This window comes from Paraburkholderia sp. RL17-383-BIF-A (assembly GCF_046028015.1).
Lineage (GTDB): Bacteria > Pseudomonadota > Gammaproteobacteria > Burkholderiales > Burkholderiaceae > Paraburkholderia.
Map to the genome: position 1 here is coordinate 124965 of NZ_JARESR010000015.1, position 22031 is coordinate 146995.

16 protein-coding genes are annotated in these 22031 nt (G+C 65.2%); 3 read left to right on the forward strand and 13 right to left on the reverse strand.

Features of this window, described 5'->3' with window-relative positions:
• Window positions 1–30 precede the first annotated feature (30 nt).
• Entirely contained in the window at window positions 31–4059 is a 4029-nt protein-coding gene (gene tssM, locus P0D71_RS18885) for a type VI secretion system membrane subunit TssM (RefSeq protein WP_408481538.1), read from the forward strand.
• 113 nt (window positions 4060–4172) lie between these two features.
• Here tssM and P0D71_RS18890 read toward each other — a convergent pair whose 3' ends face one another.
• From P0D71_RS18890 to P0D71_RS18900, 3 genes are all read right to left on the reverse strand, one after another.
• Complete coding sequence (locus P0D71_RS18890) at window positions 4173–4571, reverse strand: copper resistance CopC family protein (RefSeq protein ID WP_408481539.1); 399 nt, start codon at window positions 4569–4571, stop codon at window positions 4173–4175.
• Window positions 4572–4586: 15 nt separating this feature from the next.
• Window positions 4587–5480 (reverse strand): hypothetical protein, encoded by an 894-nt coding sequence (locus tag P0D71_RS18895; RefSeq protein WP_408186661.1) that lies wholly within the window; start codon window positions 5478–5480, stop codon window positions 4587–4589.
• A 104-nt stretch (window positions 5481–5584) separates the two neighbouring features.
• Window positions 5585–6046 (reverse strand): DUF2946 domain-containing protein, encoded by a 462-nt coding sequence (locus tag P0D71_RS18900; RefSeq protein WP_408481541.1) that lies wholly within the window; start codon window positions 6044–6046, stop codon window positions 5585–5587.
• Between the two features lie 284 nt (window positions 6047–6330).
• On the opposite strand from P0D71_RS18900, the gene P0D71_RS18905 reads away from it, so the two are divergent.
• Complete coding sequence (locus P0D71_RS18905; protein WP_408186659.1) at window positions 6331–7683, forward strand: TAXI family TRAP transporter solute-binding subunit; 1353 nt, start codon at window positions 6331–6333, stop codon at window positions 7681–7683.
• A gap of 15 nt (window positions 7684–7698) precedes the next feature.
• Here the strand turns inward: P0D71_RS18905 and P0D71_RS18910 are convergent, their stop codons facing one another.
• Complete coding sequence (locus tag P0D71_RS18910) at window positions 7699–8568, reverse strand: ProQ/FinO family protein (protein ID WP_408481542.1); 870 nt, start codon at window positions 8566–8568, stop codon at window positions 7699–7701.
• A 163-nt stretch (window positions 8569–8731) separates the two neighbouring features.
• Between P0D71_RS18910 and P0D71_RS18915 the strand changes: the two genes are divergently transcribed.
• Window positions 8732–9655: a LysR family transcriptional regulator gene (locus tag P0D71_RS18915; RefSeq protein ID WP_408481543.1), complete on the forward strand. Its 924-nt coding sequence runs from the start codon at window positions 8732–8734 to the stop codon at window positions 9653–9655.
• Here P0D71_RS18915 and P0D71_RS18920 read toward each other — a convergent pair.
• The 9 genes from P0D71_RS18920 to P0D71_RS18960 form a co-directional block, all read right to left on the reverse strand.
• Window positions 9652–11028 (reverse strand): MFS transporter, encoded by a 1377-nt coding sequence (locus P0D71_RS18920; protein ID WP_408481545.1) that lies wholly within the window; start codon window positions 11026–11028, stop codon window positions 9652–9654. The genes P0D71_RS18915 and P0D71_RS18920 overlap by 4 nt on opposite strands.
• Before the next feature lie 92 nt (window positions 11029–11120).
• Window positions 11121–12854 carry a GMC family oxidoreductase gene (locus P0D71_RS18925; RefSeq protein WP_408481547.1) on the reverse strand — a complete coding sequence of 578 codons (1734 nt, stop codon included), beginning with the start codon at window positions 12852–12854 and terminating at the stop codon, window positions 11121–11123.
• A 194-nt stretch (window positions 12855–13048) separates the two neighbouring features.
• On the reverse strand, window positions 13049–13855 hold the full coding sequence (locus P0D71_RS18930; protein ID WP_408350957.1) for an enoyl-CoA hydratase/isomerase family protein: 807 nt from the start codon (window positions 13853–13855) through the stop codon (window positions 13049–13051).
• Window positions 13856–13858: 3 nt separating this feature from the next.
• A complete protein-coding gene (locus P0D71_RS18935; RefSeq protein WP_408481549.1) occupies window positions 13859–15436 on the reverse strand; it encodes an AMP-binding protein in 1578 nt (525 codons plus the stop codon).
• Window positions 15429–16010: a (2Fe-2S)-binding protein gene (locus P0D71_RS18940; protein WP_408186653.1), complete on the reverse strand. Its 582-nt coding sequence runs from the start codon at window positions 16008–16010 to the stop codon at window positions 15429–15431. Before P0D71_RS18940 ends, P0D71_RS18935 begins: the two co-directional genes overlap by 8 nt.
• Window positions 15983–16804, reverse strand: a complete 822-nt coding sequence (locus P0D71_RS18945; protein ID WP_408481551.1) for an FAD binding domain-containing protein — start codon at window positions 16802–16804, stop codon at window positions 15983–15985. The genes P0D71_RS18940 and P0D71_RS18945 overlap by 28 nt, the downstream gene beginning before the upstream one ends.
• Window positions 16801–19845 carry a xanthine dehydrogenase family protein molybdopterin-binding subunit gene (locus P0D71_RS18950; RefSeq protein ID WP_408481552.1) on the reverse strand — a complete coding sequence of 1015 codons (3045 nt, stop codon included), beginning with the start codon at window positions 19843–19845 and terminating at the stop codon, window positions 16801–16803. The genes P0D71_RS18945 and P0D71_RS18950 overlap by 4 nt, the downstream gene beginning before the upstream one ends.
• Entirely contained in the window at window positions 19842–20468 is a 627-nt protein-coding gene (locus tag P0D71_RS18955) for a UbiX family flavin prenyltransferase (protein ID WP_408481554.1), read from the reverse strand. Before P0D71_RS18955 ends, P0D71_RS18950 begins: the two co-directional genes overlap by 4 nt.
• The gene (locus tag P0D71_RS18960; protein ID WP_408481555.1) at window positions 20461–21945 is read right to left on the reverse strand and encodes a UbiD family decarboxylase; all 1485 of its coding nucleotides are present in this window, start codon (window positions 21943–21945) and stop codon (window positions 20461–20463) included. Before P0D71_RS18960 ends, P0D71_RS18955 begins: the two co-directional genes overlap by 8 nt.
• Between the last annotated feature and the right edge of the window lie 86 nt (window positions 21946–22031).

Genomic DNA, 22031 nt, shown 5'->3' on the forward strand with positions numbered 1-22031 from the left:
GATCAACCAGGACACTTGGGAAATTCAGGCATGAAGAAGTTGTCGTTTCTGGTATCGCGCCAGTTCCTCGCTCTCGCCGCGCTGCTGGTTATCGCGTTGGTGATCTGGTTCGTGGGTCCACTGGTGGCGTTCGGCGGCTTGAAACCGCTCGCCCCCGTCGGCATGCGTGTGCTGGTGATAGCACTCATGCTGGCAGGCGTGCTGCTGTGGCTGGCGGACTGGTCCGCCAGTGTGTTTTTCGTGGCGCTGCTGTGCCTGCTGATCTGGCACGCGTCGCCACTCGTCACCGTCGGCCGCGAACAACCGTTCGTGTCCGCTTCGGCGCGCATGATCGCCATTGCGATATTGCTGGCGATCTCCGTCGTGTACTGGGCATTCCTGCTCTTGCAGAAAATGCGCAGCGAACCGCAATTCCTCCAGAGCCTGCTCGAATTTGGCCGCAGGAAGGAGGCATCGCCGGCTGCGGCACAACTGGAAAACGTACATGCGATCGTCTCGGCGGCGCTCGCGCGTTTGAAAGCCATGCGCACGGGAGCGCGTGGGATCGCGCGTCTGTTTCAGGGCAAACGCTACCTGTATGAATTGCCGTGGTACATCACGCTCGGCTCGCAAGGCTCCGGCAAGACGTCCGCGTTACTCAATGCCGGACTGCCGTTTCCGCTCGCGGCGCAGATGCAGCGCACTGCCGGTGCTCTCCTTGGCACTGAGTCCGTCGAATGGTGGCTGACCAACGAAGCGGTGCTGATCGATACCGCGGGGCACTACACCTGTCATGGCACCTCGCAAAACGGGCGACTGGCGTCGACGCTCGCTACGGTGACGAGCAAGGCTGCTGACAAGGCGACGGCCACGTCAAGGCATGCAGAAGCGGCCGCCACGGACAAACCTGTCGCGTCGCCCGCCGCTAATCATCCGGACTCGAACCGGTTGCACGAAAAAACGGATGCGGACGAATGGCTCGGCTTTCTTGCGATGCTGCGCAAACACCGGCCTCGCGCGCCGATCAACGGCGCGATAGTGACAGTCGAGCTTGCCGCGCTGACGAGTCTCGACAACAACGCGCGCATGGCCGAAGCGGCGGCGTTACGCGCACGTCTTGGGGAATTGCGCGAAACGCTCGGTATCCGCTTTCCGGTCTATCTGGTCGTGACCAAGATGGACCGCCTGTGCGGCTTCAACGAATACTTCGCTTCATTGACGGCCGAGGGACGAGCCCAACCTTGGGGCTTTACGCTGCCCTACGGCAAGGAGTCGCTTGCCGCCCGAGGCATGCGGACGCGCTGCGACGAGGAACTCGGCTTGTTGACAAACCGCCTCGCCGACGGCGTCAACACGCGTTTGCAGGACGAATTCGATCCGGCCCGGCGCCGGCAGCTCGTCGCGCTATCCGAAGAGTTTGCGGCACTGTCGCAACCGCTGGGCGAGCTGGTCGAACGCGTGTTCCTCGACTCACGTTACGACGCCACGCAACTTCACGCCACCCTGCGCGGCGTTTACTTCACGAGCGCGATTCAGGCAGGCGACACGTTGGTCGCCGGGCGGCGCACTATCGCACGGCGGCTGTCGGCATCGCTCGATAGGGTGCCCGGTACGCGCGGTGCCAGGCCGGCGGGCAATCAAAGCTACTTCCTGCACGATCTGCTCACCAAGGTCGTGTTCGCCGAGGCGCAACTGGTGCGGCCCAATCTGCGCTGGGAATTCCGTTTCCGTTTGCTGCGGTTCACCGGCCATGCGCTCGCCGTGCTTCTCTTCGCATGGCTTGCAATCGGCCTGCGGCTCAGCTTCGCGCATAACAGCGACTATCTTTCCCTCATCGGCCGCAAGTCGCAGGCGCTGGCCGCGAGGGTCGCGCAACTCTACAAGGAGCCGAAACCCGACGCGATCCCCGATACGCTCACCGAAGCGCGTTACCTGCCGACCTTCCCGGGGCTCGACATGGCGGACCCGGATAGCGCGTACCGGTTCGGTCTTTACACCGCGCCTGCTGTGGTCGCCGAGAGCCGCCGCACCTACGATGTGCTCGAAGACAACCTGCTGCTGCCGCCTATTGTGCGGCGTATGGAGAACGTCATCGCCCAAGCGGTGGCGAACAAGGATTCGAAGACCGCCTACGACGCGCTACGCCTCTACCTGATGCTCTACGACAAGCCGAAATTCCACGCCGACGACGTGAAAGCCTGGGTGCTCGACGACTGGGCGAACACGGATAGCGCAGCGGTGTTCGGCGGCCGGGCCTCGATGATCGAGCACGTGCAGCAGCTCTTTTCAGGCAGCCGCGTGGTTCAGTCACCGCTGATCCGAAACGATTCGCTGGTGCAGCAGGCCCGCTCGTTTCTCGATGGCAGCAATGCAACCGCGCGTCTGTATGAACGGGCCAGAGCGGCGATGCAGAAAGAGGCGCCGGACGAATTCACCCTGATCCGCGCGGTCGGCCCGCAAGCCGGACTCGTCTTCACGCGGGCGAGCGGCGCGCCGCTGTCGCGCGGCGTGCCGGGACTCTTCACCTTCGACGGCTACCGGCAGCTGTTCGACAAGCGTGTGCCCGAGTTCGTCGAGACCGCGCGCGACGACGACGCCTGGGTAATGGGCCGCACCTATCTGGGCGAGGCTCAAAAAAAAACGGCTGAGTTCGTCAGCGCGGCGAGCGGCGCCGACGACCCGCTCACGGAGGCTATCCGCCGCCAATATCTGACGGAATACGCGCGACAGTGGGATGCGTTTCTCGGCGACATTCGCACCGTCAACGGGACCAGTCTGCAGTTCGATCTACAGGTGCTGCGCAGCTTCGCAGCACCCGATTCCCCGCTTGCCCGGCTGGCGCGCGCGGCCGTGCGCGAGACCACGCTGACGCAAGCCGTCGCGGCAGCGGACGCCTCCCTGCTGCAAAAGGCCGCCGACCGGCTGAGCGAGAAAGCGGATAAGACGCTCGGCATCCGGGCCTCGGAAATCATCGAACGCGAACTGGTCGATAGTCACTTCGCCGCGCTGCGCGAGGTCGTTACGGGCAATGCGGACGGACAGGCCGCCGTGCAGGCAGGCACGGCGCAAGTGGACAAGACGGGGCTCGACGGCGTGGGGAACCTGCTGAACGACTACTACACGGCGTTGACGGTCGCCGACAATGCGCTCGCCAACAACAGCATGCCGCCGGCGAGCGACACGGCGGCCAGACTCAAGATGACCGCCAACACCATGCCGCCTCCGCTTCGCGCCGTGTTGCTGGCGCTGGCGGCGGACGGCTCGCGCGAGGTGAATCAGGGCATCGGCCAGTTGCTCTCGCGACAGATGCAGGCGGTAGTCGGCGACACCTGCCGGTTGACGATCGAAGGCAACTATCCGTTCGCGGCGGGCAGCCAGCGCGAGGTGCGTATCGACGACTTCACGCGTGTCTTCGCGCAAGGTGGTGTGATCGACGACTTCTTCGTGAAGACACTCTCGGCCTTCGTGGATACGTCGGCAACACCGTGGCGCTACAAGACGTTGGCCGGCGCGACGGAACCCGTCCAGGGGCCGGAGCTCGAACCGTTCCAGCATGCGAAGGCGATCCGCGACATCTTCTTCGCCGACCCGGATCGGAAACAGCTGTCATGGAAGGCGGAGATCCGGATTCCCGAGCTCGATCCGACGATTACCGGACTGATGATCGATATCGACGGTCAGACGACGCTCTATCAGCATGGACCGGTTACGCCGTTCCCGGTGACGTGGCCGGGCACACGCGGCGGGGTGCATGCGGAGGTGACGGCCGAGCCGCGCATCCGGCCGGAGACTTCGACGCTCGCAACGGACGGGCCGTGGGCGCTAATGCGACTGGTTCAGAAAGGCCAGGTTGCCGAGACCGCAACGCCGGGACGCACACGCGTGGCCTTCGACTTCGACGGCCGCAAGGCTGTGCTCGACATTGCGGGCGCGGGCAGCGTTGCCAATCCGCTGACGAGCGATGTGCTGAAAACGTTCAAATGCCCGAGTTCGATGCCGATGCTCACCCTCACCGACAGTGGACCACCGCCGGGACTGCCTCCGGGAATTCCGGCCGAAGCGACGGGCGCGTCTCGTTGATACCGCAAGCGATATCCCAGGCATGCGCATGCGGTCGGCGTCATTGCAACAGAATGATGCGACCGACCGCGCGCCATACCTCGACGGATGACGCAGCGCATCACCGCCTGCCGCTATTTCACATTGAACGCATAGTCGCCGTGCGTGCGATGTCCATCCGACGCCACGGCCACCCAGTGCACCGTATACTGACCCGCCTCGAGCGGCGGCAGCGGCACGGCGATCAGTGCCGGATGATGCTCGTCGACCGCGGCTTTCTGCGCGTTGACCTGCTTGCCGCTCGCGTCGGTCACCGTCAGCGAACTGAACGCCGCTTCGAGCGGTCCGTCAAAAATCACCCGTACCTGCGCGGGTGAGGCCACCGTCGCACCGGCTCCGGGTTCCTGCTTCTGCGGGAACACGTGCGCGAAAGCCGCGCTCGCGACTGCGAGACCGGCGAACCACACCGCCAGTTTCGCGGCAGCGAGCCTCGCGTCACCGCGATGGTTGCCGATCGTGCCATTCATGATCATCGTGACTCTCCCGCGTTACTGAAACAAAGGTTTGCCGATCGTGGTCGGCGCAACATCGTCGAAGAAGATGTGCGCCTGGACCAGAATGCCCACGTGCGAGCCGCTTGCATGATTGATCGGGATCTGCGCCTCCACGCCGAACTGCCCATAACGGTTGATCCAGATAAAACCCGGATTGACTGTGCCGGTCGTCTGCCCCTGGCTGCGTGACAGCGGAATCTCCACTAGCGGAATCAGGTTCGCGAGCGGCTGCGGCAGGCCGACATCGCGCACGTGCTGCTGCAGATACGGCAAGCTGTATTGCACCGTGAAGCCGTAGTTGAATGCGTTCGGCTGTCCCGCGCCAGTGGTCAGCGCCGGTCCCGCTTCACCGGTAATGGCGAGCGGACGCAGATACGCGAGCGACTCGGGCAGATCGCCCATGCCCTTGCCCACGTACACGGTCGGCGAGATCGTCGAGAAGTTGTCGGCGATCGCGCGGCTGCCCGTGCCGCCGAGTTCGGCATCCACGCCGATCGAGGTCATGAACTCGTGCGCGTCGTTGACATACAGCAGATACTTCAGGCCGACGCCGAAGTTGTCGAAGCCGTGCGCCCGCGGATTGTTCTGCATCGCATAGGTGCCGTCCACGGACACCGCGAGCCGCGACGTGATCAGCTTGTCGTACTCGAAGTCGAAGGTGTTGATGCTCTGGTCGCCGTTGTCGCCCGGCACGCGTTGATGGCCGAACTGGAGGTTGGCTTCGTCGCCTACGCCGGGGTCGTCGACGGCCATCGTCGACGGAAAGACGCGATTGCCCGCAATCGCGTGGGCACTGGCGAGCGAAGGCGCGCACAACAAAACGCTGGCGGCAGCGACAAGCGCCGCCGCGCGCGGCGGTTTCCCGCTGCGCGTTGTCTGGGTCAGCATGATTCATCCTGTTTCTAGGTCGTGACAAGGCCGGCGCGCGCAGTCGCGACGGACGTGCGGCGGCAGCCGCGATGCACTCGATGCATCGCGCGTGAAGACTCGAATCAGGATGCGAACGGAGGGGCGCGGGGCTGCGCGAAGGTGAGCGGTTCGACGCGGCGCACGCTGTCGAAGCGGGTCGCGACGGTGTGCTGTAAAGCACGGACGGTAACGACGAACAGTCCCTCGACGCTCGGCACGACGGGCATGTGGGCGAGCAGGCTGCAATAGCCGCAGGCGTCGCCGTCGGACAGGGTGGAGTGCTGGGTGTGGTCGTTGCCGGGGTGGTCAGGCGTACTGGATGCGACTGGTGACGCGTGCGGCACGTCTTCCTGCATCGTGTCCATCGCGGGCATCGTGTCCATGGAGCCCATGGAGGCCATCGACGGCATGTCACAATGCTCGCTCGCCATCGCGCTTTCGGCGCCGCGTGCTGCGAGCGTGTGCGAGATCGTCGGGGCGAGCGTGGCCATCAGGATCGCGAACAATCCCAGCCAACTGCCGATCTTCCGATAGAAACGACTCACGATGCGCCCGGCGACACGAGGGGAAGCTGTCGCGGATTATGCCACGACGACCCGCACCTTCCGCTTGCCGGCGCGCCCGTTATGCCGGACATTTCACCGATCCGCTGTGTGGCCGCGGCGCTTCCTTGAACGTCTGGCGTTGGCTGCCCCGCTCCCGCCATTCCGTTTGCATTCACGGCTGGTGCAAACTTTGCCCACGCCCCGTCAATAGAGCAAACTGCCGACGGCAAACGGGGCGCGGACAGTGGACAATGCATTCATCCCGGCCCCGGCACCGAGTCCCCATGAAAGAGCAGCGCCCGCGTCCCCCGCATTTTTCAGGCGTTCAACCCCACGCCGAGTGGCGCGATCACACGTTGCCTTATATCGTCGTGGCCGCGCTCGTCGTGCTGATGGTCACGCTGATCGTCTGGCTGGTCGATCCGGCGCCGCCCAAGACGATCACCATGAGCGCCGGCCCGCACGACAGCTCGTTTTTTGTCGCCGCGGAACAGTACAAGAAAATCCTTGAGCGCAACGGCATCAAGCTGAACGTGCTGGAGTCCGACGGCTCCGTACAGAACCTGCAGCGCCTGCTGGACCCGAAGCAGCATGTCGACATCGCCTTCGTGCAAGGTGGCGTGGCCGATGGCCTCAACACTGCGTCGCTAATGTCACTCGGCAGCGTCTTCTATATCCCGGTGGTGGTGTTCTATCGCGGCTCGGGGTTGAGCCAGCTTTCGCAACTGGAAGGCAAACGGATCGCAGTGGGGCGCGAAGGCAGCGGCACGCGGCTGCTCTCGCTCAAACTATTGGATGCCAATGGTATCGAGCCGGGCGGCGACACCGTACTGGTGCCGACCGACGGCTTGCAGGCCGCCACCCAGCTCGTGACGGGCGAAGTGGACGCGGCGATCCTGAACGGCGATTCCGCGACCCGTGGCCTGATGCTGCGCCTGCTCAAGGTGCCCGGCGTGTCGGTCATGAATTTTGCCGAGGCGAGCGCCTATACGCGCCTTTTTCCCTATCTGGACGAGATCGACCTGCCGCCGGGCGTGCTGGATCTGAAACGCACGATCCCGCCTGAAACGGTGCATCTGATCAGTCCGACTGTCGAGCTCGTGGCCCGCAACACGCTGCATCCAGCCATCTCCGATCTGCTGATCGAAGCCGCGCAGGAAGTGCACGGCATGCCGGGTTTATTGCAGCGCGCGGGGCAATTTCCGAGTCCGGTTGCGCGTGAATATCAGATCAGCGAGGACGCGCAGCGTTACTACAGGACGGGCAAAAGCTTTCTCTACCGTACGCTGCCGTTCTGGCTGGCGAGCATCGGCGACCGCACGCTCGTTCTGCTGCTGCCGGTGGCGGTGCTGCTGTTTCCGGCCATGCGGCTGATTCCCGCGCTCTACCGCTGGCGGGTGCGCTCGCGCATCTATCGCTTTTATGGTTCGCTGATTGCGATCGAACGCGGCGCGCTCGCCGATTCGACCGAAGAGGAGCGCAAGCGGCTCTTCGCGGAACTGGATCGGATCGAGGACTCGTTGAACCGGCTGCGCATGCCGCTCGCCTACGCCGACGCGTTCTATGTGCTGCGCGAACACGTCGGATTCGTGCGCAGCCGGCTGGGGGCTGCGTCGCGGCAAGGCAGCCACCCCTAGGCGGGGTGGCGGGTTTTACGCTTCGCGGGTGGCCGGCGTGCTGGCCGGTTCCGTAGCGGCCTGGTCGGCGCTCGCGTCGGGACTTGCGTGGGCCGGTTCCTGCACCGTTTCAGCAGCGGCGGGCGTCTGCGCCGCGCCGTCCTGCGAACCCGCGGCGGCTTGCGTTCCGTTCGCTGCGTCGGCGGAAACGTTCACCGGCTGGGATTCGGCCCCGGCTGCCTCGACGGTGTCCGCCGCGCCCGCTTCCGCCGATGCCTCGCCAGTTGCGTTTGCATTCGCATTCGCCGCGCCGGCCGTCTTCGGCGCGCCCTTGCCCGCCCGATGCGCCTGCAGACGCTGCGCGCCGGAGGCTTCCTGCGCGGTGACCTTGCCTGCCTCGGCGCCCGTCAGATCGACGCGAGCCGCGCCTTCGACGAGACATTTCCAATAACGGCTGCCACGGCACCATGTCTTGATCGCATCACGCAATTCGGCTTCGCTCAGCGACAGTTCCTTCGCATGCACCATCAGATCTTCAAAAATACCGACCTTGAGCGGCAGCTTGGGCGCCGGATTCTTGGGGAAAGCAACGGGAAAGCGCTTCTGCAGCCGCCCGATCGATTTCACCACCGGGTCCACCGGCTTTGCGTCCACCGCCGGCCTGGCCTCTGCAGCCGGCCTGTCGCCGGGAGCGGCTGCGGGCGCGGCACGGCGCGGCGGCGCGGGCTTGCGGGCAGGCCTCGCGCCCGGCTTGGACGCGTCTTTGGCAGCGGGCTTGGAAGCCTCCTTAGCCGGCCTGGCAGCGTCCTTCGAAGCAGGCTTGGCGCCGGATTTCGCGGCAGGCGCAGCCTCGCGGCGAGCCGCGGCCAATTGCTTCTTCAGTTCAGCGAGTTGTTCGAAACCCATAGCGCACAATCGATCGAGAAAGACGAGATTGTAGCAGCGTAAGGAAAGCCGTTCGTGACGATGCCGCGAGCCGCGCCGCGCGGTGCGGTTAAACTCGATGTTTGAGGCGCTTTGCGCCAATCGCTTTGCGCCAATATCTCGCCCCTTCCCGCCTCTGCGCTTCATGGACCTCAAGCAAATCCAGTATTTCATCGCGCTTTTCGAAGACGGCTCCGTCACGCGCGCGGCGAAGCGGCTCAATATCGTGCAACCGGCGCTCAGCATGCAGATTTCGAAGCTCGAAACCGAATTGCGCCAGAAACTGTTCGAACGCGGCCCGCACGGCATGACGCCAACCGACGGGGCGCGCCAGATGTACCGCTTGTACACGCCGATCATGCGCGACATCGAACGGGCGCGCGACCAGTTGAGCCGGCAGGACGCGATCGTGACGGGGCGCGTGTCGCTCGGCATGGTGTCGTCGGAGGCGGAAAGCGTGCTGCCGGAGTCGCTCGCCAGGTTCAATGCGATGTTCCCGCAGGTCGAAGTGTCGGTCGCCGACGGCTTCAGCGCGCAATTGATCTACGCGGTCGAAGCCGGCCGGCTGGATGCGGCCATCATCAACAAGCCGCGCGGGCGCCTCACGCTCGACGTGGTGCCGCTGATCGACGAGGAAATGGTGCTGGTGACGAGCGCCGCGTTCGGCCCCGAGCTGCCGTCGGCCATCGGTCTCGCGCAGCTGGCCGGCATCGAACTGGTGCTGCCGACCCGCCGCAACGGCCTGCGCGGCGTGCTGGACGCGGCGCTGCTGGCCGAAGACGTGGTCATCAAACCGAAGTTCGAGATCGATCTGCTGAACACCATCGTGCAGTTCGTCGAACAGAGCAGCGTCGCGACGATCCTGCCGCGCGTGGTGGTTCAGCGCAAGGTCGACGAAGGCGTGCTGTGTGCGCGCACCATCACGTCGCCGCCGATCATCCGGCACATCATCCGCGTGAGCCATCCGAAGCGGCCGATCGGGCCCGCGGCGCACGCGCTGATCGAGATCATCGGCGAGGAGATCCGGCGCGTGACGACGGGCGTGCCCGCCGACCCGTCCGCGAGCTAGACCGCGTCGCGCGCCGCGCTCTGTTCGAGCCGGCCGAGCGTCTCCGGCACGACGAACGCGCCGATCAGGAAAATCACGCTGATTGCCGCGACGAAGATCGCCAGCGTCATCGGCAACTCGCTGGCGTCTTTTGCGACCAGCGAGACGGCGGTCGGCATCATTCCGCCGATGGCGAAGCCGATGTTCCACGAAAGCCCGGTGCCGGTCGCGCGAATCGCGGTCGGGAACCGTTCGTTCAGGAAGATCAGGATCGGCGCATAGCCCGCGCTGCCGAGCGCGCTGAGAATCACCGCGTACACGCCGATCATGGTGATGCTTTGTGCCGTGGGCAACAGCAGGAACAGCGCGGGCAACGCGAACAGGCGAATCACGCCGAGCCAGATGAAAGCGCTCTTGCGGCCGATGAACGTGCTCAGATGCCCCGCCGCCACCGACGCGATCACCACCGCCACGCTGCAGATCAGCAGGATCGCCGCCGCGGCGCCGTTCGGCGCATGGCTCACCACCTTGAGAAAGGTCGGCAGATAACCCGAGGTCAGGTAATAGCCGCTGCCGCCGCCGACGGTGAGCAGCAGATTGACGAACAGGATCGAGCGATAGTCGCGGGAAAACAGTGTGCGCACCGGCGAGCGGACGATTTCGACCGGCGCGTCGAGCCTCTGCGCCGCGGCCTTGGCGGCCTTTTCGGCGGCGAGCTTTTTCCACAGCGGCGATTCTTCCAGACTGCTGAAGACGAACAGGCCAAGCACCGAGCTGATGATGCCGGTGAAGAACATGCAGCGCCAGCCCCATACCTCGAACGCCGCGCCGGGGAACAGCGCCGACATCGCCAGATAGGTGAGCGAGGCAAGCAACGCGCCGAGGCCGGCTCCCCCGCCGCCGATCAGCCCCGACACCGCGCCGCGATACTTCGGCGCGACCGATTCGGTGCCGATGGTATGCGTCGAGGCCACCACACCGCCCACGAACACGCCCTGCACGAGCCGCAGCATGAGGAACAGGATCGGCGCGACGAGGCCGACCTGCGCGACGGTCGGCAGCAGGCCGAAGGCGGCCGTGGAAAGCCCCACGCCGACCACCGCGATGATCATCGCGCCCTTGCGTCCATGGCGATCCGCGTACGAGCCGAACCATGCCGAACCGAGCGGGCGCATCAGCAGCGTCACGGCAAACGACGCATAGACCGCGGCGAGCGAGAGCATCGCGTGCTCGGAAGGGAAGAACAGCCGGCCGACCACCGGCGCGACGAACAACAACACGAACAGATCGAACAGATCCAGTGCCCAGCCGAGGCACGAGGCCATTACCGCACCCATCACTTGCCGCTGATCTACCGCGGGCAAGGCGGCGCCATTTTGCGCTGCTACGGACATCGTCATCTCCTTGACTATCTGCGGGCCGTCTTTCGATCGTCCGCGTTTGAGGCACGCTCTTTTGCGCGTGCTCTTGGTGGTGTTAAAAAACCTTATGACGAGGCCGCGGTGAGCGGCGCCGTATTCGATCCAGCACAAGCCGCGCGCCGCACGAGCATCGCGTCGGCGATTTTTTCGGCCATCATGATGGTCGGGATATTCGTGTTCGCCGAGGGCAGCCGCGGCATCAGCGAGGCGTCGACGACGCGCAGGCCCTGCGCGCCGTGCACGCTGCCCGACGTGTCGGTGACCGCCATGACGTCGTGCGCGCTGCCCATCCGGCAAGTCCCGCTCGCATGCCAGACACCGAACACGTTGGCGCGGATGAAGTCGTCGAGCGCGGCTGGCTCGGCGAGCAGCGCGGACATGCGCTGGCCGCGCGTGAAGAAACGTTCTATCAACAGACGCCGCATTGGCGCGGGCGTATCGAGCAACGCGCCGAGCAGCGAAGTCAGCATCGCATTACCCTTGCTGACGCGGCTCAGCGCTTTCACCCGCGGTGAGAACGCGGCCGGAAAAAAGTCGCGCGGGTTGTCGCCGAGACCCGAAGCTTCGACGATTTTCGCGAGCATCCGCACGCCGTATGCGAGGCGCGCGAGATCGCGCGGATCGTCGAGCAGATTCAGATCGACCCGCGGCGCCACCGCCGGATCAGCGGATACGAGTTGCACACGGCCGCGCGAATAAGGCCGGTTGCACCAGAGAAAAAACAATCCAAGCCGATTGCCGAGCGCGTGCCATGCAGCACGCGTCGCACTCGAGAGATACAGATCGGATTCGTCGCAGTCCGCGACACCCGAGGTAAAACGCGCTGCCGTCATACTCGCGCGGCGGCGCGCAAGCGGCATGCGAAAACGCCGCTCGAGAAAATGACAGAACGTGAGCGACGGATGATCCTGCAGATTGCGGCCCACGCCCGGCAGATCGACTTTGCACCCGATTCCGAGCGCGTCGAGTTCCGCCTTCGAGCCGACGCCGGCCCGCATCAGCAATGCGGGGGATTGCAATGCGCCCGCGCTGACCACCACCTCATTGGCGTCGAAACGGATACGCGCACCACTGCGTTCCACCGCGACCACGCCACGAGCCACACGCCCTTCCATGACGATCGACTCGACGCGCAAGTCCGCATAGATGTGCAGATTGCGGCGCCGGCGCGTCGCCTCGTCCAGATACGCGGCTGCCGTCGATACGCGCCGGTCGTCGAGATTCGAAAACGCGCCGGGAAAATAGCCGTCGCCGAATTCGGCGTTCTGATCCTGCAAGGCCGCGAAACCGTTTTTCCGCATGCCGCTGGCAAAGGCATCGCAGAACGCCGGCCAGTAGGCCGGGAGAATGCGGCGGATCGGCACCGGGCCGTCGCTGCCGTGCAGTTCGCCGGCTGGGAAATTCACATCGCGTTCGAGTTTGCGGAAATACGGCAGCACATCCTGCCATGCCCAACCGCTCGCGCCGTCGGCGGCCCAGGCGTCGTAGTCGCGCGGCAGGCCGCGGTTGGCCGACTGCACATTGATGCTCGACCCGCCACCCATCACGCGGCCCTGCTCGTACACGCGGGGCGCGGCGTTGCGCGTGGCGCTGGCTTTCAGTTCCGGCCAGATGTATCGGTCGCCGCAGAAGACGGGCATCGGATAGCTGTCGAGGATGGTCGCAGGCACTTTGCCCGGCGGCGTATCCGCGCCCGCTTCGATCAGCGCGACGCGCAACGACGCATTGGCCGATAGGCGATGCGCGAGCACGCATCCTGCCGAGCCACCGCCGACGATCACGTAATCGAAGCGCTCCATACGACTGTCTCCTGTGTCGACCGGAGTTAGCGCTTTAGCGCTTACTCCGATCCCATGCAAAGCTGTCGACCGGAGTTAGCGCTTTAGCGCTTACTCCGATCCCATGCAAAGCTGTCGACCGGAGTTAGCGCTTTAGCGCTTACTTCGATCCCATGCAAAGCAATATTTGAATTCAACCACGCCCGCCGTTCGCCTCAACTCCCGCGAAACACCGGCTTGCGCTTGCCATGAAACGCCTCGACGCCCTCGCGGAAATCATCAGAAGTGCGCAAACGGCTATAGCAGTGCCCTTCTAGTTCGATCGCGATCGACAACGGCGCGTCCTCTGTATCGTTCAGCAGCTTCTTTGCGGTGCGTTGCGCGAGCGGCGAGAACGCGCGCAGTTCATCCACCAGCGCGTCGGTGGTCGCTTCGAGTTCGGAGTCGGCCACGCATTCGACCGCGATGCCCCACTCGTAAGCCTGCTTGCCCGGAATCCGGCGCGAGCGCATTACGATGTCCTTGGTGCGGCCGATGCCGACCATCTGCTGCAAACGGGCCGAGCCGCCCGACCCCGGAATCTGGCCGAGCTTCTGTTCCGGCAGCGCGTAGAACGTCGTGTCGGTGGCAATGCGGAAATCGCACGCGAGCGACAGCTCGAAACCCACCCCGAAGCAGAAGCCGCGATTGGCCGCGATCACCGGCTTCGAGCAGCGCGCGGGCGCGGCAATATTCCAGGCGAGCTTCGACACGGTTTCGGGCGATGCTTCGAGAAAGCCCTTGATATCGCCGCCGCTCGAAAAATGTTCGCCTTTGGCGCGCACCACGATCACACGCACGCGCGGATCTTCGTCGAGCGCCTCGAAAGCGGCGCGCAACTGGTCGCGCGCGTGCATCGAAATCACATTCAGCGGCGGCCGGTGCAGGATGATGTCGGCCCGCTCGCGTTGCGCGTCGATCTCGATGGAAAAGCCGTCGAGATCCTGCAGCAGGCTCTGGCCGCGGTGGGTCAGCTCGGTCATGAGTTACTCCTTGGTGGTTTGCGTGTGAGGTGCAATGGCTTCGCCGTGCGTGTCTCGCTGGTATTCGCCCGCGGACAGCTTGCGGCGCAGAATCTTGCCGACCGGCGACTTCGGTATGTCGTCCACGAACACGTATTCGCGCGGACGCTTGAAGTTGACGAGCTCGGAGGTGCGGCAGTGCGCGTCGAGCGTGTCGGCGTCGACGTAATCGCGGCGTTTGACGAAAGCGACGACGCGCTGGCCCCACCGCTCGTCCTTCACGCCGGCCACCGCGACTTCGTCGACCGCGGGATGCAGCGACAGCACCGACTCGATATCGACCGGCGAGATGTTCTCGCCGCCGCTGATGATCATGTCGTCGACGCGGCCCGATACGTACAGGTCGCCTTCGGTGTCGAAGAACCCGGTGTCGCCGGTGAAGTACCAGCCGTCGCGCAGCGACCTGGCGTTCGCGTCGGGACGATTCCAGTAGCCTTCGAAAGCTTCGTCACCTAGCAGGTCGGCGATGATCTGGCCTTCTTCGCCCACTTGCGCGAGGTCTTCGGGCGTGTGGGCGTCGAGCGTGACGACGCGCAAACGCGTGTTGATACCCGCGCGCCCCGCACTGCCCGGCTTGCGCGTGGCGTCCTGATCGATGCTGAAGGTGTAGACCTCCGACGAGCCGTAGTGATTGACGAACAGGTCGGGTTCGAACGCCGCCGAGAGGCGCTTGAGCAAACCGTCGTTCATCGGCGCGCCGGCGAAACCCAGCTTCTTCACCGTCGACGTATCCGTCGCGGCAAAAGCCGCATCGGCCAGCAGATCGTGATACAGCGTCGGCACCAGATAAAGGCAGGTGAGCTCGTGCCGCGCGATCGCATCGAGTGCGAAGCGCGCATTCCAGCGGCGCACGCAGACGAACAGGCCGTCCACCAGCGCCATCGAGAGCAGCGAGCGCACGCCCATGGTGTGATAAAGCGGCATCACGCCGAGCGTGCGTTCGCCGTGTCCGTACAGATTCTGCGCGACATGTGCGAGCGCCGCGGCGCGTTCATGACGATGACGGCGCGGCACGCCTTTGGCCTTGCCGGTGGTGCCCGACGTGTAGAGAATCAGCGAATAGTCGTCGGCATTCGCGCAGGTGCGGCCGGCGTTCAGCGAGTTCTGCGTGCTCTGCGCCATCAGCGTTTCGAAGCTCGCGGTGCCGCCTTGCGCGCCGTCGAGACCGATGCGCGGCAGCGCTTGCGCGGCAGGACTTTGCGCGACGGCCTCGGCGCTAACCGGCTCATAGACGATGGCCTTCACCCCGGCATCGATCACGCAGTACTCGAGTTCATCGGGTTTGGCGCGCCAGTTCAACGGCACGATCACCACACCGGTGAACTGACAGGCCCAATGCAGGGTCGCCATTTCCCAGCGGTTTTGCAGCACTACCAGCAAGCGGTCGCTATGCGCGAGACCGAGCGAGCGCACGCCTTCGGCAACCTTCAGGATGAGGCGGTGCCACTGCGCATACGTCAAGGCGAGTTCGCCGTCGACCAACGCGAGCGCGTTGGGGCTGCGCTCCACGGCTTGCAGAAAAGTTCGGCCGAGGTCAAGCATGAGCGGCCTCCACGGTTTCACTAGCCGGGTTGCCTTGCCGGCGCCGCGCCGCCACGTCGAGCACTGCGGCGACGATCGGCGTATAGCCCGTACAGCGGCACAGATGGCCCGACAGCATGTCGCGCACTTGCGCTTCGCTCGGATCGGGCACGCGCTGCAAATAGTCGGCGCACGACATCAGTATCCCGGCCGTGCAGAAGCCGCACTGCAACGCGTGATGACGCTGGAACGCCTGCTGCAGATCGCCGAGCTTCAGGTCGGGCGCGAGTCCCTCCACGGTGTCGATGCGGCGGCCGTCGGCCTGCACTGCCAGCATCAGGCACGAGCGTCCCGCCACGCCGTCCACGTGCACCGTGCACGCGCCGCACACGCCGTGCTCGCAGCCGACGTGCGTGCCGGTCGCGCCCAGTTCGTGACGGATGAAATCCGACAGCAGTTCACGCGGCTCGCAATAGCCGCTGCGTTCATGGCCATTGAGCGTCAGCGTGACGCATTGCCGTTCGCCCTGCCGCATCACGTGCACGACATTGCCGTTCGATGTGTTGCTCACTTCGCCTCCTCGATCACGCGCCATCCCAGTTGCCGGACCAGATGCCGGCGATACGCCGCACTGATATGCGCGTCGTCCTGCGCGCCCAGCTTCCAGCTCAAATCATTTAATGCGCTGCGCAGATCGTCGTCGCGCAGACGCGGCCATTGCTCGACCACCGGCCGGTCCGCGACGCCGCCGACCGCGAGGCGGATCGAATCGCTCGTGACGACCGCCGCGCAGGCGACCATCGCGAAGTCGCCGTGGCGCGCGGAGAATTCCGTGAAGCCGTAGCGCTCGCCCGGCCGCTTGAGCGGAAAGCGCACGGCTTCCACCAGCTCATCGGGCTCACGCGCGGTCATCAACATGCCCTGGAAAAACTCGTGGGCTGGCAGCACACGGTGTTTCCTTTTCGAGCGCAGCAACACGTCGCCGCCGAGCGCGGCCAGCACCAGCGGCAGTTCCGCGCTCGGGTCGGCATGGGCGACCGAGCCGCATACCGTGCCGCGATTGCGGATCTGGAAGTGCGAGATATGCGGGAACGCCATGGCCAGCAACGGCACTTCGTCGCGCAGCGTCGCGCGCCATTCGACGCTGCCTTGCGTCGCCGCCGCGCCGACGATCAGCAAGCCGGCCTTGTGATCGACGCGCACCGAGTTCAGCTCGTCGGTGCGCGAGATGTCGATCAGCACGCGCGGTTGCGCGAGCCGCATGTTCAGCACCGCCATCAGCGACTGGCCGCCGGCCAGCACGCGAGCGTCCTCGCCGCTTTGCGCGAGGGTGTCGAGCGCATGCTGCGTCGTTATGGCGCGCAGATAATCGAACGGTGCGGGTTTCATGCCTGTCTCCTGAAACGGGCCAAGAGGCGCGAGAGCCACGAGCCGCCGGTGCGAACCGGTTTGCCCGCCGCCTGACGGCCGAGCGATTCGAACAGTTGCCGCAACACGACCTTGGCCGCGCCTTCGAGCATGCGTCCGCCCACCGCCGCGACCTTGCCCGACACCTGGGCTTCGTAGTCGTAGGAAAGACGCGTGCCGTTTTCGATCGGCGTCAGTTCGACGAGGCCGCTGCCGCGTGCGCTGCCGAGCGACGACATGCCCGCGCCCGCCAGACGCAGCCGATGCGGCGCGTCGATTTCCGACAGGCCGATCTTCGCTTCGAAACGCGCCTTGATCATCCCGACGCCGACCGTCACGTCGGCGCGATACTGGTTCGTGCCTTCGGCTTCGAGCGCATGGCAGCCGGGTATCACTTTGGCGAGCGCGTTCGGATCGAGCAGCACGGCAAAAATCGCTGCCGGCGATGCCGGCAAATCCACGCTGCCTTGCGCGGTGAGCGCCTTGCCGCCACCCGGCGTCGCCGGTTTGGCCGCGCGCGCTTCACGCAACTCGGGACGCGACGGCTCCGGGTCGTCGATGCCGATCAGCGCCATCACTTTCGACGGCGTCAGCGGCAAGCGAATGTCGTCGACCCCGAGCGCATCCGCGACCGCATTGGCGATGCATGGCGGCGTACTCATGTTGTTGCCTTCGCCGAGTCCTTTCGCGCCGAGCGGCGTGAACGGCGACGGCGTTTCCAGATGCACGATCACCGGATCGGGCACTTCACAGGTGGTCGGCATCAGATAGTCGGCGAGCGTGCCCGACTGGAAGCTGCCGTCCGCGCCGTAACGAAACTCTTCCATCAATGCCGCGCCGAGCCCTTGCGCGAACGCGCCGCGAATCTGGCCGTCGGCGAGCGCGGGATTGAGCAGCGTGCCGGCGTCATGCGCGGTGACGTAGCGATCGATCCGCACGCGGCCCGTGGCGCGATCCACTTCGATCCCACACATGTCGAAAGCGAAACCGTAGGCCGCCGACGTATTGATGCGGTCGTTCTCGTCCGGCGCGGCCATGTTCGGCGGATTCCAGAACACCGTCTCGCGCAAGCCCGGCTCTTCGCCTTCGGGCAACAGCGCGGGCGCCCAATGGGGTGCATTGGCGGCGACACGGCCGAACGGCTGCGCGCGATCTTCTGCGCCCTTCGCAAAGATGCGGCCTTCTTCAAAGCGGATCTCGTCCGGCGCGCAACCCAACTGCTTTGACACGATGCGCGCGATCTTGTCACGCACGCGCACGGCCGCGAGATGCACCGTGCCCGCCACCGCGCCGGCGAAGCGGCTGGAATAATTGCCTGCCGCCACCGACCACGCGTCCTTGTGCGTATCGAATTCGACATTGACGACGACGTCATGCGGCGACACGCCGAGCACGTCCGCAACCACTTGCGCGCACACCGTCATATGCCCCTGGCCCGCGGGCGTTGATGCAATCGTCACTACCACGCCGCCGAGCAGATCGACGCTCACGGTCGCGCTCGCGATCGCGCCGCTCTTCGGCCCGGCTTTTTTGCGCGCCTCGGCGGGCATCACGGTCGTGATGTAGCCCATGTTCGACACCGACGGCTCGACGATCGCCGCAAAGCCGATACCGTACAGCCGCCCTTGCCGGCGTGCCGCGTCGCGGCGGGCGCGCAGTTCTTCGTAATTGCCTTCGGCGAGCGCGCGGCGCAATGCTTCCTGGTAATTGCCCGAGTCGAGCAGCGCGCCGGCCGCGGCACGATATGGGAATGCATCGGCGGCGACGAAATTGCGGCGGTACACGTCGAGCACATCGAGCTTCAGTTCAAGCGCGATGCGCTGCATCAGCCGTTCGAGCGCGAAATACACCTGCGGTCCGCCGAAGCCGCGCACCAGACCCGTCGGCGTCTTGTTGGTCAACACGACGCGGTTGCGCACCAGCAGATTGTCGATCGCATAGGCACCGGTCAAGCAGCCATGCATGCGATAGAACGTGGCCGGTTCCGGCGCGCGCAAATAGCCGCCGCAATCTTCGAGCTGGTCGTAAGCGAGCGCCGTGATGCGGCCGTCGCTTTCCACGGCGGCTTCGAGCGTCGAGACGCGCGCGGTCGCCGAGGTCGCCGCGCTCAGATGTTCGAGCCGGTCCTCGACCCATTTCACCGGCGCGCCCGCTTTGCGCGAGGCGAGACACATGAGCACGACGTACGGAAACACGGCCTGCTTCACACCGAAGCTGCCGCCCGAATCGCGCGGCGCCTTGTGACGCAAACGGTTGGCCGGGATGTTGAGCGCCATCGCCATCACTGCGTGCAGCGAGAACGGCCCCATGAAATTCGATGTGACGTCGTAGCCTTCGTCGCCGGCCAGATACTCCGCGATCACCACGCCGCATTCGATCGGCGCGCAGCTATTGCGCGGATAATGCGCGACCAGTTTCACGCGATGCGGCGCTTGCTCGAACGCGGCTTCCGGCTCGCCGTAGCGGAAGTGCCGGTCGCTGATCACGTTGCTGCCCACTTTCTCGTGCAAGACCGGCGACTGATCGCTCGCCGCCTGTTCGATCGACGTGACCGGCTCGAGCATCGCGTACTCGACCTTGAGCAGATCCAGACCGTCTTCGGCCAGCGCGCGCGATTGCGCCAGCACCACCGCCACCGGTTCGCCGACATAGCGCACGCGGTCCATGGCCAGCGCCCACTGTTCCATCGGCGATTTCACGCCGACCACGAAGGGCCGTGACCAGGCGCGCAGGTCGTCGCGGGTCAGAATTGCGTGCACACCGGGCAGTTTCGACGCGGCTTCGGTATCGATCGACACCAGTTCCGCGTGCGCGTGCGGCGAGCGCAAGATCGCGGCGTGCAGCGTGCCGAGCCGGATACCGATGTCGTCGCCATAACGGCCGCGGCCGGTGAGAATCGCTGGATCCTCCAGACGCTCCATCGGGCGGCCTAGATGCCGCTGCGGGCGATTCTCCAACGCCGGCTCAGCGGGGCGTTCCTGGGTCGACGCGTCGCCCGAATGGAGCAAGTCGCGCTGGTTCATTCGTCGTCTCCAGAGCGGCGCGCCGCGAATTCGTCCGCGAGTCCGCTCCAACGCTGCGCGATCTCGCGATGCTCGATCCCGAACAGATCGAGAATACGGCCTACCGTGTGATCGACCACGTCCTCGATCGTCCTGGGATGCGCGTAGAAAGCGGGTACCGGCGGCATGACGATCCCGCCCATCTCCGTGACGGAAGTCATATTGCGCAGATGCGCGAGGTTGAGCGGCGTTTCGCGTGCGACCAGCACGAGCCGGCGGCGCTCCTTGAGCATCACATCGGCGGCGCGCGTGAGCAGGTTGTCGGCGAAACCGTTGGCCACGCCCGCGAGCGTTTTCATCGAGCACGGCGCGATCACCATGCCCGCCGTGATGAACGAACCGCTCGCCACTGCCGCGCCAATGTCGCGCACGTTGTAGACCACGTCGGCGAGACGCTCGAGGTCGCCGCGCGTCATGCCGAGTTCCTGCGCCGCCGTGACCGCGCCGGAGGCCGACACGATCAGATGCGTTTCGTGCGTGCCGAGGCGGCGCAACGCCGCCAGCAGACGCACGGCGATCAGCGCGCCGCTCGCGCCGGAGATGCCCACGACGATGCGCTGAGGCTGGTGTCCGTGATCAGCCATGCACGCCACCCAGATACGTATTGAACGCGGTGTTGTCGGCGGCCACGAGTGTCTCCAGATTCACCGTGTCCTGCCCCGGAATGCACACCCGTGTGAACACGTGCGACGGATACACCACGGGCCGCGTGGCGTCGAGTCCCATCTTGGCGCTCACGCCTTGCAGATGCGGCGGCGCGTCCTCGGGCTGACCGACGGTGGTGGACGGATCGAGCGGCGAGCCTTGCGCGCCTTCGATCACGACGAGGTCGCGGTCGGCCTGGAAGCGCGTGGCGATGGCCCATTCGATTTCGGCCGGATCGTGCACGTCCACATCGGTGTCGACCACCACGACCTGCTTGATGTCGTAGTGCGCGCCGAATGCGCACAGAATCACGTTCTTCGCTTCGCCTTCGCGCTTCTTCTCGAACTGCACCCACAGGTGATAGCGGCACACGCCACCCACGGACAGATGCACGTCCTTCACGTTGGGATGACTACGCTGCAGATGCGCGAGCAGCGTCGCCTCGCGTGGAATCGCGCCGAGCAGCAGATGCTCCATTTCCGCCGGCACGATCGTATGAAAAATCGGCTTCTCGCGATGCGTCACCGCGGTGACTTCGATCACCTCGCGCGCTTCCTGCGCGCTGTAGTACTTCGGGAATTCGCCGAATGGGCCTTCCAGTTCGCGCACGTTCGGCAGAATGCGCCCTTCTATCACGATCTCGGCGTAGGCCGGCACGTCGACGCCGTTGCTCACGCATTTGACCACCGGCAGCGGCGCGCCATGCAGTGCGCCGGCGATTTCGAGCTCGTCGGAATCGATTGGGGAGATGGCTTGCGAGGCGAGCATGGTCAGCGGATCGACGCCGATCGCGATGGCGACGTCGAGCGCCTCACCCGCTTCTTCCGCGGCTTTCTGGAAGGCGTACAAGTGGCGCGGCAGCAGCAGGATCGCCATGCGGTCCGGCCCATGCACCTGAATGCGGTTGATCGACACGTTCTGCACGCCGGTACGCGGATTACGCGCAATCACGAGACCGGCGGTGATATACGGCCCGTTGTCGTGTTCGCTGTGCGTGGGAATCGGCAGCAGCTGGTGAAGGTCGATGCCGCTGGTATGCACGACCTGCTGGCAGGGCGCCTCGGCGCGTGGAATTTCCTTCGAGGCAACCGGTTGATCGGCCGCGTCGCGAAAGCGCGCGAGCAGATCGGCCTCGGCCACGCCCATTGCTTCGGCGATCCAGCCGCGGCGCGACATGAAACCGCTGACCACCGGCACGTCGTGAGCGCCCGGCTTTGTGAAGAAAGCTGCTTGCGTGCCGTCGAGGCACTTCGCAATCGCGGCGAGTTCGTGTTCGAGCGCAACCGGTTGGTCGATCGTGGCCAGCCGGCCTGTATGCGCCAGGTGCGCCAGCCAGTCACGCAGCGTGAGCACGCCGGACGGGCGGCCCCACGTCAGGTGGAAAGTACCGGGCGATGCGGCATCGCGAGTATTCATTTACGTCTCCATCCGTGCCCCGGCTTCATGTCCGAACCGGACGGCCAGTTGATGACGGAAGCGTAACGAGATCGGCTTATAACTTC

What these genes read in the sequence shown, in the direction of transcription:
- tssM (WP_408481538.1), top strand. Translation starts at nt 31, where the DNA reads ATGAAGAAGTTGTCGTTTCTGGTATCGCGCCAGTTCCTCGCTCTCGCC.
- P0D71_RS18890 (WP_408481539.1), bottom strand. Translation starts at nt 4,571, where the DNA reads ATGATCATGAATGGCACGATCGGCAACCATCGCGGTGACGCGAGGCTC.
- P0D71_RS18895 (WP_408186661.1), bottom strand. Translation starts at nt 5,480, where the DNA reads ATGCTGACCCAGACAACGCGCAGCGGGAAACCGCCGCGCGCGGCGGCG.
- P0D71_RS18905 (WP_408186659.1), top strand. Translation starts at nt 6,331, where the DNA reads ATGAAAGAGCAGCGCCCGCGTCCCCCGCATTTTTCAGGCGTTCAACCC.
- P0D71_RS18910 (WP_408481542.1), bottom strand. Translation starts at nt 8,568, where the DNA reads ATGGGTTTCGAACAACTCGCTGAACTGAAGAAGCAATTGGCCGCGGCT.
- P0D71_RS18915 (WP_408481543.1), top strand. Translation starts at nt 8,732, where the DNA reads ATGGACCTCAAGCAAATCCAGTATTTCATCGCGCTTTTCGAAGACGGC.
- P0D71_RS18920 (WP_408481545.1), bottom strand. Translation starts at nt 11,028, where the DNA reads ATGTCCGTAGCAGCGCAAAATGGCGCCGCCTTGCCCGCGGTAGATCAG.
- P0D71_RS18925 (WP_408481547.1), bottom strand. Translation starts at nt 12,854, where the DNA reads ATGGAGCGCTTCGATTACGTGATCGTCGGCGGTGGCTCGGCAGGATGC.
- P0D71_RS18930 (WP_408350957.1), bottom strand. Translation starts at nt 13,855, where the DNA reads ATGACCGAGCTGACCCACCGCGGCCAGAGCCTGCTGCAGGATCTCGAC.
- P0D71_RS18935 (WP_408481549.1), bottom strand. Translation starts at nt 15,436, where the DNA reads ATGCTTGACCTCGGCCGAACTTTTCTGCAAGCCGTGGAGCGCAGCCCC.
- P0D71_RS18940 (WP_408186653.1), bottom strand. Translation starts at nt 16,010, where the DNA reads ATGGCGCGTGATCGAGGAGGCGAAGTGAGCAACACATCGAACGGCAAT.
- P0D71_RS18945 (WP_408481551.1), bottom strand. Translation starts at nt 16,804, where the DNA reads ATGAAACCCGCACCGTTCGATTATCTGCGCGCCATAACGACGCAGCAT.
- P0D71_RS18950 (WP_408481552.1), bottom strand. Translation starts at nt 19,845, where the DNA reads ATGAACCAGCGCGACTTGCTCCATTCGGGCGACGCGTCGACCCAGGAA.
- P0D71_RS18955 (WP_408481554.1), bottom strand. Translation starts at nt 20,468, where the DNA reads ATGGCTGATCACGGACACCAGCCTCAGCGCATCGTCGTGGGCATCTCC.
- P0D71_RS18960 (WP_408481555.1), bottom strand. Translation starts at nt 21,945, where the DNA reads ATGAATACTCGCGATGCCGCATCGCCCGGTACTTTCCACCTGACGTGG.